Here is a 16,990-nt window from a genome sequence, read left to right on the forward strand (position 1 = left end):
TCTCCTTTTCTGTCAGCTTTCTTGCATAACATGCTGCTCGTAAATATTGGTCTTTTGGCGAATCGTTTTAAAGCGGGTGTCCGGTTTGGCTTTGATTCCCTGATTCCATGCACCAGCCAGGTTCGTCAGTATTTCGAGAGCCAATTTCAAGGGTTCAATTTGTTTTTTAGATTCGCTTCTATCACTTGTTCTGCAAGATAATTATACAGAGCATCAAGCTGGTCAGAAATAATTCCAGCTTCATAATTTAAACCCGCACCAAGACGGTATAAGATGTCATTGGTTTTTTGTAAATTCCTATTAGCTTCCATATAATCTTTCATTTGTATAGCAGCTATTGCTTCATTTATGTTATGGATAGCTGCTTCATAAAGAAGTGAGGTAATTTCTTGAGAAGATTTCCTATGGATAAACTCTTCTGTTAAGCCTGACATTAATTCAAACACCTCCGAAAGCAGTCTCGCTTGTATTATCGTCTGTTAATCATTTCTTTTAATAGCTGTTTTCCATTTCTTCAATAAGCAGTAATATTTCTGCTATAACCGAATAAAGCTGAGGAGGTACATTTTCCCCCAGATCCATATCCAAAAGGTTTTCTACCAGCAAAGGGTCTTCCTGCATATGTATGTTATTTTCCTTGGCCAGAGCCATAATCTGCTGGGCAACCTGTCCTTTCCCTTGAGCAACTACCTTAGGCACCAGGTTCTCTTCTTCGTCATAACGAATAACCGCTGCTGTCCGGCCATTTTTTTCTTTTCTCTGTTTGTGATTGTAATAAGCAGAAACGATCATATTTTATAGTCAAATCCTTTCTCTGTAAAAACGGGCATGGAATCGCTCTGGTCTTCTTCTTTTGTTTTTTTTCAGTAAACGTCTTAAAATGAATACCTGCTACACGGTAGCCTAATTCAGTCAGAGCGTTCTCAGTCTTTTTAATAAGTGGTTCCATACTGCTTTTTAAATTTTGCTGATCATTTTTTAGTGTGACCTGCAGATTCCTTTCACTCGCCTGTACAGAGATGCCGACCTCTCCTAATTTTTTTGTTTCAATTAAAAAATAAAGGCTGCAATTTTCCCAGTCTAACGATCCTCTCTCATCCCTTGAGTTAACATAAACCTGTAAATTCTTGACCTTTCCCTTTAAGAGATAAGGAAGCGAAAAAACATAGTTTGAATAGGGCTTCCAGGGTCTGGCTTACTTAACAGCTGTTGTCCGGTAATATGGTTCACCCCTTGGGTTGCCTGCTGCTGCAGCCGGCTCCCTTCTTCTTCATTTCTCGCTAACTGCATCAGCTTGTGCTTTACATTTTCATCTCCTATAGGACTTCGGTTCCCAGCCAGGCTCTGGCTTATTTCTGCTTCTCTGTTAAAACCAATACTTCTTAAATAATCAAAGACTTGACGGGCTGATCCCTCTTGTAACGAAGAAGGCCTGTAGACATCGGCAGGAGAGGCTTGTCTCTGAGTAGAGGTAAGTCGTTCTCCCTGTTCCTTTCCACTGGCAGTAAAGTGCTTCAACTTTTGCTCCAATGGATGAAATTGAAGTCTTTCAATTAATGACTGAACCTGTCGGACAATCTGTCTTGCTTCAGAAAGCATATTTTTTTGAAGAAATTTAGAAGCTTCTGCCAGCTGACTGCTTGCTTGCAGCAGGCTTCTTTCTGTTTTCATATCCGTAAATAGCGTCATCTCACTTCTTAAGATAGTTTTGTCCAGGCTTTTTATGGTCGTTTCAAGAAGCTGCCTGGCCTGTGGAGCAGTCCTTCTTTCCTCCATTAGGTGATGGGCCTGGTCCAGTTTCTTTGTAACGTCTCTTTTGATTCCTTGAAACTCTCCTGTTAATGCGGCTAATTTCTCTGTTATTTTCGTCTCCAACAGAAGTCTGCTTTGACTTTGGCCTAAAAGACCGGTAGTGTCGTTTGTTCTGTGCTCAAGAACCTGTTCTTTCATTTGCAGAAGAAGATCTGCTACCTCCTGCCTTGCTGCCATTTCCATGCCATTATCGGCTTTGTTAATGGCTCGTTGAACCCCATCTGTCAATTGGGTTTGCTGCTTATCTGAAAGCTCAGGGTGATTCCCTGCCTCATGCCTGATATAATCTGCAGCTTTTCTAAAATCAGGTTCTTTTCCAAGCTGCTTGTGAGCCTGTTGTAATACTTCCTCTATCGGCCCTGCGCTTACCATGCTTTGAAGTACTTGACCAATTCTTTGACTTCCGGCATTTTCTAATTGAATCGCCTGATTGATGCCCCGTTCAACCGCAAGTGCCTGCCTCTTGTTCCCGAGTGTAAAATGCTCACTGCCTCGTTTCTCATACTCGTCAGGTCAGTACCTTTTTTTAGAAGTTCTGTAAACTGGCGGGTGCTGCCTGACTCCCCCTCTTCGGTCTGACTAAAAGCTTGTAGTAACCGCTCTCTTCCTGTCTGTTGGAGATAGTCAGCTTGCTTTAACACCTTTTCAAGCTGTTTTGCACTCGTTTCACTAATTTCCGGGTGGGTAAGAAGCTGATTTCTGACTATATCTATCGTTTCTTGCACGTTTGACAGCTGAGCTGTTCTGTTTCGTACTTCCTGAAGCGTTTCATTCAAGGAAGTTTGAGCCGTTGCTTGCTGATTTTGTTGACTTATCCACCTTTGTAAGGCTCGTGTCACTGCTTGTTCTTCCTGTACTGTTAATCGCTGACCCATCTCATTGATCCTTTTGCTTTTCGCCGAAATCTGCTGTAAGGTTTCTTGCAAAGGCCTTCCGTGAAGGGCTTCATGTACAGCCTGCAGTTGCGGCCTTGTTACTTCTAAATGTTTACCTGCGAGAGCCTTCACAGTCTGAATCCTCTTAAGACTGCTTCCTGCCCCCTCATCAAAAAACTGCCTGAGGGCCTTGACAGTCTCTTTAGTCAGGGGCACTCCTTTATCTAAAAGCAATTGTGCACTTTGCCGTACTTCTTTTGATACAGGCTGCCCGGCACCTAGTCGTTTTAACACTTCATCTGCTCTTGTTCCAGTATCTCTTTGGCTTTGTCTGCCCGTTTCATCAGGGAGAGCTTTCACGAGAACTTTGCCTTGTCCTTCATCCGCTCGTCCTGCCACTTCTACTGTGACACGATCATGCTTAGGGAGAGTGCCTTCAAATTGTACTCGTACTTCCTGTCCCTTCATGTGAACAACAGCTTCGTTATGGGAGAGCCTTTCTGTAACAACCGCGCGGTGCACCTCGCCTTTTTGAACAGAATGTGCTGCTTCTCTCTGGGTCGAGACATGAGCTCCGGAAATATGGCCTACATCCATTTTCATCACTCCGATTCAATCTTCTTATACTCTTTATCGGCATTTACTGCTGTATTCTTAACGGGGAATTATACGTATGATAAGAAGCAATTTGCAGCATAAAAAAGAAGCTTAGTCGTGATCCTGACTATGCTTCCTTTTTTGTCCCCAATATTCAAATAAAAAATCTTTATCAAGGCTTGTTCCTTTTCGGACATCTTTTCTTTTCTTCTTTTTGAGTTTTTGTCTTTTTTATATTAAAAATTTCTTCCCCGAACTGACCTTTTAGCTTCTCCATTGTTTCAGAAAGCTTTGCTTGTTTTTCCTCTTCCTTATAAGTAAACAAATCCAGTTGTTTGTACGCTTCTTTGAGCGGCGTAACATCTAAAGAGGTAATGCCAAGTAGGCGGACAGGCTCTTCGTTCCAATATTTATTGAAAAGAAAATAGGCTTCCTTAAAGATCTCCTCTTCTTCTGTAAGAGGATTCGTCAGTTGCCTGCTCCGAGTAATCGTTTTGCGGTTTTTGTAGCGGATCGTTATTTGGATATTTGAAGAACAAACTTCCTTTTTCTTCATTCGTCTGGCTACAGAAGCAGACAATGACTTTAAAGTAGAAGCTATCTTCTCATCGTTTCTAGTATCAGAAGGAAGTGTAACGGAATTCCCAATGCTTTTAAAAACATTGACTGATTCAGGGTCTACTTCACGTAGATCATAACCGTTTGCTCTTTCATGAAGCTTTCTTCCACGTACCCCAAAGACGCCTTCAATCATCTGCATATCACTGCCGGCCAAATCTCCAATGGTTTCAATGGAAAGTGATTTCATCTTTTCTGCTGTTTTTTCCCCTACTCCGTGCATTTCTCCAATGGCAAGTGGCCATAGCTTGGTATCAAGCTCTCTTTTACGTAATATTGTAATTCCCATAGGCTTTTTCATATCGCTGGCCATTTTTGCTAAAAATTTATTGGGAGCGATCCCAATACTGCAAGGAAGTCCCAGGTCTCTCTTCATCTTTTCCTGAAGCTCTCCGGCAATCTCTGCCCCTGCCCCATTCCTGAATACATCTGTCATATCCATATACCCTTCATCTATAGACACAGGTTCAACGAGAGGAGAGTATTCTTCAAGCAGCCTGAACATTTCTAAAGAGGCTGCCCGGTAACGCTGGAAGTTAGGAGGACGAATAATTAATTCTGGACACTTTCTTAATGCTTCCCATACTTGCATTGTTGTTTTTACCCCCTTAGCTCTAGCCTCATAGCTGGAGGTTACGACAATACCTTTTCTTTCCTCTGGATTTCCTGCAATAGCAAGAGGCTTTCCTCTGAGAGAAGGATCATGTACAGCCTCAACTGAAGCATAAAAACTGTTCATGTCTATATGAAAAACCACTCTTCCTTTTCTTGCTTTCATAAGAAAACCTCCTTTACCAAGGTTCCCATAGGTATGTATGACACCCACAATAAGAAAATATAATACGGAATCATAATAAACACATTATGATATCATATAAGTAATGAAATGAACAGGAGGGTGCATTATGAGCGAAGATCTAATCCTATCAATCACTTATAAGGATATTTTGACACAAATTGTGAGATGTAACACCCTTTACAAGGATCTGCACGAGAAAAAACCAACAATCCCGGAATTATCGGAAATTGTTGGTTTTTCAGAAATTGAATCGATGGAATATGGCAACGCTGAACAGCACATTCATTAAGTTACTTATAAAAATCAACCTTCTTCTTTAACAAAGCCCTTTCTTAAGAAGATACTTCTTCCACCACAGAAACCATAAGCTGGGTAATTTTATTCAATTCAGAGATTGGCATCCTTTCTTGGGGAGTATGAATGTCCAGATAACCTACGGCAAAATTGACCGTTGGTATTCCGTACCCTGAAAAGATATTGGCATCGCTTCCCCCGCCGCTTGTCTTTAAAGACGGTGTAAGCCCTGACCTCCGCACTGCATTCATGGCCACTTGAACCACGCTGTCCCCTATATCAAACTTATAACCAGGATAGGCGTACCTTACATTTACATCTGCAGAAGCTCCCATCTCTCTTGCCGTATCTTCAAAAGCTTTTTTCATTTTTTCTACTTGGACGTCAAGTTTTTTTCTATCTAAGGAGCGTGCTTCAGCTAATATATATGCCTTGTCAGTCACTATATTTGTTTTTTGGCCGCCTTCAAATCGACCAATATTGGCCGTCGTTTCTTCATCTATTCTCCCAAGAGGCATTTTTGCCACTGATTTTGCAGCTACAGTAATGGCTGAAATTCCTTTTTCAGGTGCTACCCCTGCATGAGCCGTCTTTCCATTCACTGTTACTTCCAAGGTTGCCTGGTTGGGTGCAGATATAATAATGTTGCCTACATCCCCTCCGCTATCCATGGCAAATCCGTACTTAGCATTAAGCATTTCAGGATTTAACGCTTTGGCTCCAATGAGGCCGGATTCTTCTCCAACAGTAATCACAAACTGCAAAGGTCCATGCTCAATTTTTTGCTCCTGAATGGTCCGAATGCCTTCTAGCATGGCAGCTATCCCTGCTTTATCGTCAGCTCCCAGGATTGTCGTCCCGTCAGTGACGACGTGACCGTCTTCCACACTGGGCTTAATACCTTTTCCGGGGATCACAGTATCCATATGGGACGTAAAGAAAATTGGGTCCGCTCCTTCCTTATTCCCTTGCATGGTACATATTAAATTGCCGGCTTCATGCTCAGTGGTTTCGGCCGCATTGTCTTCTACCACATCAAGGCCCAGAGCTATAAATTTACCTTTTAATATATCGCAAATCGCTCTTTCATGCTTGGTTTCTGAGTCCACTTTTACTAATTCTAGAAATTCATTTAATAAGCGTTTTTCGTTAATCATTTACTGTGTCCTCCTAACAACAAATGCAGCAGCCTTATTTCTTTTCACATAGCTCATAAAGAACACTGCCGGTCGACTTAGGGTGTAGAAAAGCTACCTCAGCCCCTCCGGCTCCAGGTACAGGAGTGTTATTTATAGCTTTAACTCCATCTTCCTTTATTTCTTGGAGCCTCGTTTCGATATCCTTGACACCTAGAGCAACATGATGAATCCCTTCCCCTTTTTTATTAATAAATCCAGCTACCGGACTATCATTTGATAAAGGCTCAAGCAGCTCTATCTTAGACTCTCCTATTTCCAGGAAAGCTACCTTTACTTTCTGTGAAGATACTTCCTCTATTTTTAATAAGGGAAGACGGAGGGTCTCCGTATAAAACGGCAGGTGATCTTCAATAGACATAACTGCAATTCCAATATGGTCGATTTTTGTTGGTTTTTCTTTCATTTTACACACCCCTTTGGCTATACCCATAACAATATGGCTTATACACTTTCTCTTCTTCTTTCCATAAAAAAATCCCTCTTTTTTTGGCATGCAGGCTTGAGACTTTCTTTAATTCCTCGTAAAATAAGACATAGATTGAATAATGATGGAGGAATTGAAATGCCAAGAAAGTTTCAGAAAGTCATTATATATATTATGATCATAACTCTCGTCGTAGGAAGTTTGTTAACAGGCGCGGCTACCTTTTATAAAAGAATCATAACTCGGACCGAAGCTTCCGCTTCGGTCCTTTTTTATTTTCCCCCACATTTCATTCTTTTTTTTACTCACTTTGATTTTTTTATAAAATAACTCCTATTTCTTTCGCTATTTCCTCCAGGGTCTTTGAACTTTGCCCTATCCAGATTTTCGTGCCTACGGGAACCTTGGTAAACAGATGGTCAACATCATCATTCATGAGGCGGACACACCCATTAGAAACATATTCACCAATTAAATGAGGCTGGTTTGTGCCGTGAATTCCATAGATTCTGCCATCAGTCGCATGAGCATCAAAGCCTATCCATTTGGTTCCTAATGGATTATCCGGTGACTCCGGGAATATCAAGCTTGCGAAAATAAGGATTCTCAGCTTTTACTACAACCGTAAATTCCCCCTCTGGTGTCAGACCAGGCTCTTTTCCTGAAGCGATCCGGTATTCCACTTGTTTTTCGCCTGCATGAAAGTAAGCCAGTTCATTCACAGAGGTATTTATAATAATATAAGGATCTCCAACATCAGGCTCTGAAGCAAGGGGCCAAAGAAGAGATGCTGCCACAATCACTTTAAAAAAGAAGGAAAAGAAAACCATTATCATCTCCGCCTTTACTTATTCCTCTTTCTTATTTTCTCCTCGCCTTTTTACCTTATACCGTTTTTTAACAGATACCGTTTGAGTTCTTCTAAGATCAGCTTTAAACATCTTCTTCAAAAGCAAATACTGCTCTAGTTCATGGAGGATATAAAATAAGGAAGACCGAATTTCAAACTCCTGCCTCGTTTCTGGAAGATCCATTGCCTGGAGTTCTTCCCGCAGGTCATCTAATTGCGTAAGAAAATAATTTGCTGTATTCCCTGCATACACGGCCCCGCTTAATTCATTCATAAAATCTGCTATTTTCTCTCCTTGAATCACCGTGTCATCCAGAGTAGAAATGAACGGAAGGATCCTCTCGAGGATTTCAAGCTGCTTTTCTCTCATCTTGAAGTAATGATAAAAGTAGTCATCTTCCCGCAAAAAATGATTATCAATATTGATTAATGCCTTCCCTTTTCCGTGTGAAATAGTGTTGGATGCCTCTGTAAATTCTTTTCCGGTCCACCCTGTATCGCCCTCTTTAAGATAGCGTGCAAACTCTTTCCAAATCGTCTGAAAAGCTTCCTCTATGTAAACTTGATCCCACACCAGTTCATTTTCCGCACTAGGCATGTACCAATTCATGAGTAATGCCACACCTACCCCTATGACTATCAAAAGTACTTCATTTATCAGGATACCGGCTGAAACCTCGCCCAATGTATAGAGGTGAAACATGATTACCGCGCTGGTCGCCACTCCTTTTTTTGCCTTTACAGCTACCACGGTAGGAATGAATAGTAAAAGGAGAATGGTTATTGATAGAAAGTGGTACCCAGCCAGTTCAAAAATAACAGTAGCATAAAGCAGACCAATGAGACTTGCTAAAATACGCTCCCACGAGGAACGCAATGAGTCTCTTCTGGTAACCGTTATACACAAGATCGCTATAATACCTGCCGAGGCATAAAAGTCTAATTGTAAAGTTTGGGCTATTAATATTGCTAAGCCGGCTCCAATAGCGGTTTTGAGCGTGCGGTATCCAATTTTAAACATTCGTTAAACCTCTCCCTGCCTGATAGGTTCTTTGTGTACGTGTATTCACTGCTCGTTTATAGCCACATTGCTTTTTTTAACTCAAAACAGAAATGAAAGAATGTTTAAGGGATACCATCCCACTAACATCCTTCCTTATTACAAGTAGGTTACCCTAATATATTCCTCACTCTTTCCTGACAAGAAAGAAATATTCCTTTGGAATTGTTTACAATTTGAACTTCGGATTTTTGTATGCTTTTATTCTAGCAAAAAATCATAGTAAGAAACCTGTTTACTTATAAATAGGAAATAAAAAAGACAGTGATGCTCATCACTGTCTTTGCGATTATGTAATTAAATCATCATTATAATTGGCGCGCCTACCAGGATTCGAACCTGGAATACGAGAACCGGAATCTCGCGTGATATCCCTTTCACCATAGGCGCAGATTTTTTAAGACAATGACAATTGTATCTAATTCTCTTTGTTGTGTCAATCATTGTTTTTAAGGTGAAAAGGACTGGCACCTATACCAGCCCTTTTCCGGTCATTCTTTTTCTGCTGTCGCAGTGTCTTCTTCTAACATTTCTTTAAACCTTGCCCCAATTTCCTCATCATTATAACCAGCATCATGAAGACGCTTTGTGAAATGCTGGGCATATAGCTTAGTACGTTTGGCCATACGCTTGTATTTCTTTTGTTCCTTTGTCGTATCAGCATGTTTGGCTCTATTTTGGGCGTTGGACATAATACTTTCAACAACAAATAGAGCTTTCCAGACATCTTCCTCAGATAAATCTGCAGATTCTTTATCCAAATATTCGAGTACCTGCTGATAATATTCATTAAACTCTTTAAAGTCAATTTCTTCTTCCATATTAAGGTATTCTTGAACTTGTGCGTAAAATTTATCCATCAAATTTCATCCTTTGTTAACAGTCCTTATACGTTTTTTGGCGATTACAAGTTCTCATCGAAAGCTTTTTCCAGCTTTTGAACAACATGAATAGGTTCATGTCCTTCGATTTCATGGCGCTCAACCATGGTTTTGATTTCTCCGTCCTTAATTAAAGCAAAAGAAGGGGAAGAAGGAGCATAACCAGTAAAGAAAGAACGGGCTTTTTCAGTCGCTTCCTTATCCTGGCCAGCGAAAACTGTTACATAACGATCAGGCTGCTTTTCGTAATTTCTCATATAGCTGCTGCAGGACGAGCAATGCCTCCGGCACAACCGCAAACAGAGTTTACCATAACAAGTGTGCTGCCTTGCTTTGATAAAGTCTCCTCTACTTCTTCAGCAGATGTTAATTGTTCATAACCTGCCTCATCCATATCCTTTCTCGCTGCCTGAACTACATCATTTATCATAAAATTAAAATCCATCTCTAACCATCCTTTCTTTTCCTAAACCCATGTACTACTTCTATTGTAAACAATACCAGAGTGTATTCACAAGTAAACCAGCTTCTTTTTATTTTTAAAAGAGCCAACAACTTTATCTACAAGGAGCCTGAGTGAACACCTTTTTCTATCCACTTATTACTTTGAAAACAAGTGGATAGCTCTGGCTTTGTTAGTACAAGGACTCGCTCTCCGGATCAAAAGACTCCAGGCGCGTTTTAATACTTGAAAGAAAACGTCCGCATACTAATCCATCCAGCACCCGATGATCTAAAGACAGGCACAAGTTGACCATGTGGCGTATCGCAATCATGTCACCTTCCATCACCACAGGCTTTTTCACAATGGATTCTACGGAAAGGATAGCTGCCTGAGGGTGGTTAATAATAGGCATCGACTGAACTGAGCCAAAGGACCTGTGTTGTTTATCGTAAAGGTTCCTCCTTGCATTTCTTCACCTTTCAACGTGCCATTTCTCACTTTACCCGCCAAGTCCTGAACAGACCTGGCAAGTCCTTTTATGCTTTTTCATCAGCATGCTTTACCACAGGAACAAACAGAGCATCCTCCGTGGCAACTGCAATAGACAAATTGATGTCTTTCTTGCGGATGATCTTATCTCCTGCCCACGTAGAATTAAGCTCTGGATATTCTTTTAATGCCTCCACAACAGCTTTCATAAAAAATGGGAAGAAGGTAAGACTGATGCCTTCTTTTTCTTTAAATTTCTTTTTGTTTGCTTCCCTGAACTTTGCAATGTTTGTAACATCCACTTCAACCATCGTCCAGGCATGAGGGATTTCATGTTTGCTTCTTACCATGTTATCGGCTATCGCTTTTCTAACTCCGCTCACAGGAATTTCTTGATCACCAGACTCACTTTTCTGCTTCTCTTCGATCTGTTGCTTCTGTTCAATGGAGGGAGCTCTCTTCTTTGGTTCTTCATAAGTATCATGCTTTTCTTCCCTTGCAGGTTTTGCACCTTTGTTTACAAGAGAAAGTACATCTTTCCGGGTAATTCGGCCTCCTCTCCCGCTTCCTTGCACAGTGGATAGATCAATGTCATTTTCCTGAGCAAGGCGGAGAACGGCTGGCGAATAGCGCGTTTTCATCGACTGGGCCGAAGAGTCTGTACTTTGCTTTTCTTCTTCTTTTGGAGGTTGAACATTTTCATTACTGCGTTGATCAGTGCTGCCTTTTCCTTCAACCTCCATATAGCATATTAGATCGCCTACCTGGATTGTCTCATCTTCCCCTGCTACTAATTCGGTTATTGTCCCTGTAAAAGAAGAGGGGACTTCTGCATTCACTTTATCTGTCATTACCTCGGCAATAGGATCATATTTATTTACCTTGTCGCCAGGCTTTACAAGCCATTTACTGATCGTCCCTTCTGTTACACTTTCTCCGAGCTGGGGCATTGTAATTTTTTCAGCCATGAGCAAACACCTCCTTTAAAATTCTGCTAAATCTTTTATCGCAGCCTCTACTTTTTCCGGGTTAACCATAAAGTGCTTTTCCATTGTAGGGGCGTAAGGCATGGCTGGAACATCTGGACCTGCCAATCTTTGAACAGGAGCATCAAGGTCAAATAAACAATTCTCGCTGATGATTGCAGACACTTCACTCATGATGCTTCCTTCTTTGTTGGCCTCAGTTATTAAGAGAACCTTACCTGTTTTGCTGGCTGCTTCAATTATTGCTTCTTTATCAAGGGGATACACCGTCCTCAAATCAAGTATATGAGCAGAAATCCCTTCTCCGGCAAGTTTTTCAGCGGCTTGCAGAGCAAAATGAACACAAAGGCCATAGGTAATGACGGTCACATCTTCCCCTTCTCTTTTTATATCTGCTTTCCCAATTGGAAGGGTGTAGTCTTCTTCGGGAACCTCACCTTTAATGAGGCGGTATGCTCGTTTATGTTCAAAAAACAAGACTGGGTCTTCATCACGGATCGCCGCTTTTAATAGCCCTTTTACATCATAAGGAGTTGATGGCATTACAATTTTCAAGCCAGGTACGTTTGCAAATAGAGCTTCTACGGACTGAGAATGATACAATGCACCGTGAACACCTCCGCCGTAAGGCGCACGAATCGTTATCGGGCAGCTCCAATCGTTATTTGAGCGGTAGCGGATTTTTGCGGCTTCAGAAACAATTTGATTGACTGCCGGCATAATAAAGTCAGCAAACTGCATTTCGGCAACAGGCCTCATGCCATACATCGCTGCTCCAATCCCCACACCGGCAATAGCTGATTCTGCAAGAGGCGTGTCAAGAACCCTCTCTTCACCGAACTCCTCATAGAGTCCTTCGGTAGCTCGGAATACTCCACCTCTTGCCCCACATCTTCTCCTAAAATAAACACTTTTTCATCCCGCTGCATTTCTTCTCTCAGCGCACGTGTTACTGCTTGTATATAGGACATCATTGTCAATGTTCTTCACCCCTTTCTATTGTTCTTTATATACATGTTTAAAAAGATCATCCGGATCAGCATAAGCCGCTTCTTCAGCAGCATCAGTAGCTTCATCTACTATGCGTTTGATTTTTTCAAGGAGCACATTTTCTTCTTCCTCTGTCATTACGTTATTTTCTTTTAAATAAGTGCTGAAAGTAAAGATAGAGTCCCGCTTTTTTGCTTCCTCTACCTCCTCTCTTGATCTGTAAGAACGGTCATCATCATCACTTGAATGAGGGGTGAGTCTGTAGGACACTGTTTCTATCAAGGTAGGCCCCTCACCCTTCCTTGCACGATCCGCTGCATTTTTCACTGCTTCATAAACAGCAAGGGGATCATTTCCATCTACCGTAAAGCCAGGCATCCCGTACCCTACCGCCCGATCGGAAACCTTTTCACACGCTAGCTGTTTTTCTATAGGAACGGAAATAGCATATTTGTTATTTTCGCACATTAAAATGACAGGAAGCTTATGAACACCGGCAAAGTTTGCTCCTTCATGAAAATCGCCCTGGTTGGAAGAGCCTTCTCCAAAGGTCGTGAAGGTAACGAAATCTTTCTTTTCCATTTTGGCTGCCAAAGCAATCCCAACGGCATGCGGCACCTGGGTTGTTACAGGGGATGAACCAGTTACAATCCGATTTTTCTTCTGTCCAAAATGCCCTGGCATTTGTCGTCCGCCTGAATTTGGATCCTCTGCTTTAGCAAATCCTGACATCATTAAATCCTTTGCCGTCATCCCAAAGGCAAGGACCACTCCCATATCACGGTAATACGGGAGCGCATAATCCTTTTCTCGGTCTAACGCCATGGCTGCTCCGACTTGAGCGGCCTCCTGTCCTTGACAAGAGATCACAAAAGGTATCTTTCCAGCACGATTTAAGAGCCACATTCGCTCATCGATCTTACGGGCCATAAGCATTTGTTCATACATTTCAATTACCTGCTCTTTTGAGAGCCCTAATTCTTCATGTCGTAGTACGGCCATACATATCCCCCTAGTTATTATGAATGTATCGCTTTTCCATCCACTGCCAGAGCAGCTTCACCAATGATCTCAGATAATGTTGGATGCGGGTGAATCGCCTCAGCCACTTCAAAGCTTGCTGCATCCAGGAGCTTGGCAACGGCTGCCTCTGAGATAAGGTCTGTTACATGCGACCCGACCATATGAACACCTAGTAGATCATCAGTTTCTTTGTCAGCAATAAATTTAACGAACCCTGATGCGTCTCCATTCACTAAGGCTTTTCCTATTGCCTTAAATGGGAATGTACCTATTTTGGTATCATAGCCTTCTTCTCTGGCCTGCTCTTCTGTCAAGCCGATACTGGCCACTTCGGGACGACTGTAGGTGCAGCGGGCAACAAGAGAAAAATCTAATGGGTGAGGGTGGTTTTCTGTCATATGCTCAACGGCTATGATTCCTTCGTGAGAAGCAACATGAGCAAGCTGCATTCCTCCGATAACATCACCGATCGCATAAATGTGAGACTCTTTCGTCTGCTGCCACTTATTTGTTTGGACAAAACCTTTTTCCACCACAATATCCGTATTTTGAAGTCCAATGTCTTCCGTATTTGCTTTGCGCCCTACAGAGAGGAGAACAGATTTGGCCTGGTAAGCCTGCTCTTTCTCACCTTCCAGAGCGTATATTGTTACGTCTGTTTCCCTTTTTGTTTTCTCAGGGAGCACTTTAGCATTTGTAACGATCTTGACGCCCCTTTTTTTCAGCTGACTAGCTATTTCTTTGGATACCTCTTCATCCTCACCAGGAAGAATTCGCCTGCTGTATTCCAACACTGTTACTTCCACTCCAAAGTCAGAGAGCATTGAAGCCCATTCAATCCCAATGACGCCTCCTCCAATGATAATAATGGAAGAAGGCAGGTTTTCTAACTCCAACGCTTCGTCAGAGGTGAGAATTTGTTTCCCATCTGGCTCCATCCCAGGAAGAGTATTGGGCCTGGACCCTGTAGCAATAATAACGTTTTTTGGTATAAGCATTTCATTTTCTTCTCCGCTGTCCATTTCTACAGAGATCGTACCCGGACTTGGGGAAAAAATAGAAGGACCCAGTATTCGCCCATGTCCTTTATAGACATGAATATCCCCTTTGTTCAACAAGTACTGAACACCTTTGTACAACTGGTTTACTATATTATCCTTACGTGACTGCACCTTATTGAAATCAAGAGATACCCCTTCTGTATTCACCCCGAAATCTTCGCTCGTTTTTGCTGTATGATACACTTCTGCACTGCGCAAAAAAGCTTTGCTTGGTATACAGCCTTTATGTAAACACGTGCCTCCAAGCTTCTCCTTTTCAACTACGGCCACTTTCAATCCTAATTGCGCTGCACGAATAGCTGCCACGTACCCGCCTGTTCCCCCGCCAAGGATCACTAAATCATATTCTTCTGCCATTTCTATCCCTCCTTATAACCGTAAATCTTCGGTTCTTCTTCCTTCTTTAAGACACGAAGAGCCCCTTCGGCAAGGGAACGAAGCTCATCTTCGCCCGGATACACGATCACATCTGAGATCCAGCTTACCATCTTAATAATTTCTCCAGTCAGCCATTCACTATGAGCCAGGCCTCCGGTCAAAATAATAGCATCTACTTTTCCACTTAAACAAACACTTCGGGCTCCAATTTCTTTTCCGATCTGGTAAGCCATAGCCCTCATTACTTCCTCAGCTTCATGATTGCCTTGTACTATTTGAGCTTCAACTTCCTCAGCATTATTGGTGCCAAAATAGCTTACCAGCCCTCCTTGTCCAGCGGCCTTTTTCATCATCTCTGATATGGTGTAACGCCCGGAAAAACACATGCTAATGACATCAGCAACAGGAAGCGTACCCGACCTTTCAGGAGAAAAGGGACCGTCTCCATTTAAGCCATTGTTTACATCTGCAACTTTCCCATCTTTATGGCACCGACAGTAATTCCGCCTCCTAAGTGTACAACAATCAAATTGGCTTCTTCATAAGGTTTTCCGATTTCATCTGCAGCCTTCCTTGCGGCAGACTTTTGATTCAGTGCATGAAAAATACTTTTTCTTTTTATTTCTTTTAAACCGGTCAGTCTGGCTTCAGGCATTAATTCATCCACTACCACAGGGTCAACGATATAAGAAGGAATATTTAACTGCGTTGAGATCTCAAAGGCTATCAATGCACCTAAGTTTGAAGCATGCTCTCCATATTTCCCTTCTCTCAAATCCTTAATCATCGCTTCCGATATTTCATAAGTACCGCTTTCAATCGGGCGAAGGAGCCCGCCTCTGCCGACAACAGCGTCAATTTTTGACAAACTGATCCCTTCCACATCCAGTGACTCCAGTATTGCCTGTTTTCTAAATTGATATTGGTCAACTATGTTTGAATACGCCTGAATGTCTTCTTGACGATGACGGACGACCTTTGAAAATAAGGATGCTTTATTTTCAAATACGCCAACCTTTGTAGAGGTTGATCCTGGGTTTAACACAAGAATCCGGTGGCTTGATATTTGCTTCAAGGGCTCTGCCTCCTATTCCTGCCGCGGAAGATAAACTATCTTCTACGGCTTAAAATATGATGTTCATTACGCAAAAACTGCTTTCTTGAATTCTTCATTTTTCTGATCCGTTCCTCCGCCATGCGGTCAGCAGCTGCATAAGTCGGGATATTATCTCTTTTAGAAATGCTGATTACTTTCTCTATGTTTTGGTAAACCCCTTCCACCTTCTTTAAAGCACGCTCGCTGTTATAGCCGTTCAGCTCATCAGCCACGTTAATCACTCCGCCAGCGTTGATCACATAATCGGGTGCGTAGACGATTTCTCTTTCATGGAGCATATCCCCGTGCTTGTTTTCTTTTAATTGATTGTTTGCAGCGCCGGCTATCACTTTTGCTTTAATAGAAGGAATGGTTTCGTCATTTAACCCAGCTCCAAGAGCACACGGGCTGAAAATATCACATTCTGTTTTATAAATGTCCCTTGGATCCACTGCTTTTGCATTGAAATCGCTTACGGCTCTGTAGACTGCATCTTTATTGATATCGGTTACAATCAAAGTAGCTCCCTCTTCATACAGGTGCTTGCAAAGATTATAAGAAACGTTCCCGACTCCTTGCACCGCCACTTTTTTCCCGGCAAGCTCATCTGATCCAAAGGCTTCTTTTGCTGCTGCTTTCATCCCTACATAGACACCATAAGCTGTGACAGGCGAAGGATTGCCACTCGATCCAAAAGCAGGTGAGATTCCCGTGACAAAGTCGGTTTCTTCATAAATAATATCCATATCTTCAACCGTTGTACCTACATCTTCAGCTGTAATGTAGCGTCCGTTCAAGCCCTGAATATACCTTCCAAATGCCCGGAACATTTCTTCGTTTTTGTCTTTGCGTGGGTCACCGATAATTACTGTTTTGCCTCCCCCAAGGTTCAAGCCGGCTGCAGCATTTTTGTAAGTCATTCCTTTAGCCAGGCGGAGAGCATCTTCAAAGGCCGCTTCCTCAGACTCATACTTCCACATTCTTGTCCCCCCTAATGCAGGCCAAGTGTTGTATCATGAATAGCAATGATAGCTTTTAGGCCTGATTCAGCATCCTGACAGACCACCACTTGCTCGTAATCGTATCTTTCCATATATTTGAATAATTCCATAA

General features: G+C 42.1%; 14 protein-coding genes, 1 tRNA gene and 7 pseudogenes. 2 read left to right on the forward strand and 20 right to left on the reverse strand.

Going from position 1 to position 16,990, the window contains the following annotated elements:
• Positions 1–12: 12 nt before the first annotated feature.
• The 6 genes from JCM19033_RS25740 to JCM19033_RS11760 all read right to left on the reverse strand — a co-directional run bounded on the left by JCM19033_RS25740 (position 13) and on the right by JCM19033_RS11760 (position 4,680).
• Positions 13–144, reverse strand: a complete 132-nt coding sequence (locus tag JCM19033_RS25740; RefSeq protein ID WP_269758159.1) for a hypothetical protein — start codon at positions 142–144, stop codon at positions 13–15.
• Between the two features lie 2 nt (positions 145–146).
• Positions 147–434, reverse strand: a complete 288-nt coding sequence (gene fliS, locus JCM19033_RS11740; RefSeq protein WP_157049849.1) for a flagellar export chaperone FliS — start codon at positions 432–434, stop codon at positions 147–149.
• A 58-nt stretch (positions 435–492) separates the two neighbouring features.
• Positions 493–792, reverse strand: coding sequence for an EscU/YscU/HrcU family type III secretion system export apparatus switch protein (locus JCM19033_RS11745; RefSeq protein ID WP_054636437.1), 300 nt, complete (start codon positions 790–792; stop codon positions 493–495).
• A gap of 348 nt (positions 793–1,140) precedes the next feature.
• Complete coding sequence (locus JCM19033_RS11750; RefSeq protein ID WP_054636438.1) at positions 1,141–2,184, reverse strand: hypothetical protein; 1,044 nt, start codon at positions 2,182–2,184, stop codon at positions 1,141–1,143.
• Between the two features lie 41 nt (positions 2,185–2,225).
• Positions 2,226–3,284, reverse strand: a complete 1,059-nt coding sequence (locus tag JCM19033_RS11755) for a hypothetical protein (protein WP_054636439.1) — start codon at positions 3,282–3,284, stop codon at positions 2,226–2,228.
• 172 nt (positions 3,285–3,456) lie between these two features.
• Complete coding sequence (locus tag JCM19033_RS11760) at positions 3,457–4,680, reverse strand: DNA polymerase IV (RefSeq protein ID WP_269758160.1); 1,224 nt, start codon at positions 4,678–4,680, stop codon at positions 3,457–3,459.
• 127 nt (positions 4,681–4,807) lie between these two features.
• On the opposite strand from JCM19033_RS11760, the gene JCM19033_RS11765 reads away from it, so the two are divergent.
• Positions 4,808–4,990 carry a hypothetical protein gene (locus JCM19033_RS11765; RefSeq protein WP_054636440.1) on the forward strand — a complete coding sequence of 61 codons (183 nt, stop codon included), beginning with the start codon at positions 4,808–4,810 and terminating at the stop codon, positions 4,988–4,990.
• A 43-nt stretch (positions 4,991–5,033) separates the two neighbouring features.
• Here the strand turns inward: JCM19033_RS11765 and JCM19033_RS11770 are convergent, their stop codons facing one another.
• Together JCM19033_RS11770 and mce are read right to left on the reverse strand one after the other, a co-directional pair.
• A complete protein-coding gene (locus tag JCM19033_RS11770; RefSeq protein WP_054636441.1) occupies positions 5,034–6,152 on the reverse strand; it encodes a M20/M25/M40 family metallo-hydrolase in 1,119 nt (372 codons plus the stop codon).
• A gap of 34 nt (positions 6,153–6,186) precedes the next feature.
• Complete coding sequence (gene mce, locus JCM19033_RS11775; protein WP_157049850.1) at positions 6,187–6,597, reverse strand: methylmalonyl-CoA epimerase; 411 nt, start codon at positions 6,595–6,597, stop codon at positions 6,187–6,189.
• 159 nt (positions 6,598–6,756) lie between these two features.
• On the opposite strand from mce, the gene prli42 reads away from it, so the two are divergent.
• Positions 6,757–6,948 (forward strand): stressosome-associated protein Prli42, encoded by a 192-nt coding sequence (gene prli42, locus JCM19033_RS28195; protein WP_054636442.1) that lies wholly within the window; start codon positions 6,757–6,759, stop codon positions 6,946–6,948.
• Here the strand turns inward: prli42 and JCM19033_RS11785 are convergent.
• From JCM19033_RS11785 to bcd, 12 genes and pseudogenes are all read right to left on the reverse strand, one after another.
• A pseudogene (locus JCM19033_RS11785) lies at positions 6,938–7,454 on the reverse strand (L,D-transpeptidase). The gene prli42 and the pseudogene JCM19033_RS11785 sit on opposite strands and share 11 nt — an antisense overlap.
• Positions 7,455–7,466: 12 nt before the next feature.
• Entirely contained in the window at positions 7,467–8,489 is a 1,023-nt protein-coding gene (locus JCM19033_RS11790) for an aromatic acid exporter family protein (RefSeq protein ID WP_054636443.1), read from the reverse strand.
• 354 nt (positions 8,490–8,843) lie between these two features.
• A tRNA-Arg gene (locus JCM19033_RS11795) sits at positions 8,844–8,918 on the reverse strand.
• Between the two features lie 101 nt (positions 8,919–9,019).
• Positions 9,020–9,388, reverse strand: coding sequence for a hypothetical protein (locus tag JCM19033_RS11800; RefSeq protein ID WP_054636444.1), 369 nt, complete (start codon positions 9,386–9,388; stop codon positions 9,020–9,022).
• Between the two features lie 44 nt (positions 9,389–9,432).
• Positions 9,433–9,854 (reverse strand): annotated as a pseudogene (locus tag JCM19033_RS11805) (BrxA/BrxB family bacilliredoxin).
• 190 nt (positions 9,855–10,044) lie between these two features.
• A pseudogene (locus JCM19033_RS28200) lies at positions 10,045–10,693 on the reverse strand (dihydrolipoamide acetyltransferase family protein).
• Between the two features lie 179 nt (positions 10,694–10,872).
• Positions 10,873–11,311, reverse strand: a pseudogene (locus JCM19033_RS28205) (biotin/lipoyl-containing protein); the annotation flags it as partial.
• A gap of 15 nt (positions 11,312–11,326) precedes the next feature.
• Positions 11,327–12,309: pseudogene (locus tag JCM19033_RS11815) on the reverse strand (alpha-ketoacid dehydrogenase subunit beta).
• A 16-nt stretch (positions 12,310–12,325) separates the two neighbouring features.
• Entirely contained in the window at positions 12,326–13,321 is a 996-nt protein-coding gene (locus JCM19033_RS11820) for a thiamine pyrophosphate-dependent dehydrogenase E1 component subunit alpha (protein WP_054636445.1), read from the reverse strand.
• 17 nt (positions 13,322–13,338) lie between these two features.
• Positions 13,339–14,760, reverse strand: a complete 1,422-nt coding sequence (gene lpdA / locus JCM19033_RS11825; RefSeq protein WP_054636446.1) for a dihydrolipoyl dehydrogenase — start codon at positions 14,758–14,760, stop codon at positions 13,339–13,341.
• Positions 14,761–14,762: 2 nt separating this feature from the next.
• Positions 14,763–15,847, reverse strand: a pseudogene (gene buk / locus JCM19033_RS11830) (butyrate kinase).
• Positions 15,848–15,891: 44 nt separating this feature from the next.
• Positions 15,892–16,988 (reverse strand): annotated as a pseudogene (gene bcd, locus JCM19033_RS11835) (branched-chain amino acid dehydrogenase).
• Positions 16,989–16,990: the final 2 nt, after the last annotated feature.

This window comes from Thalassobacillus sp. C254 (assembly GCF_001310615.1).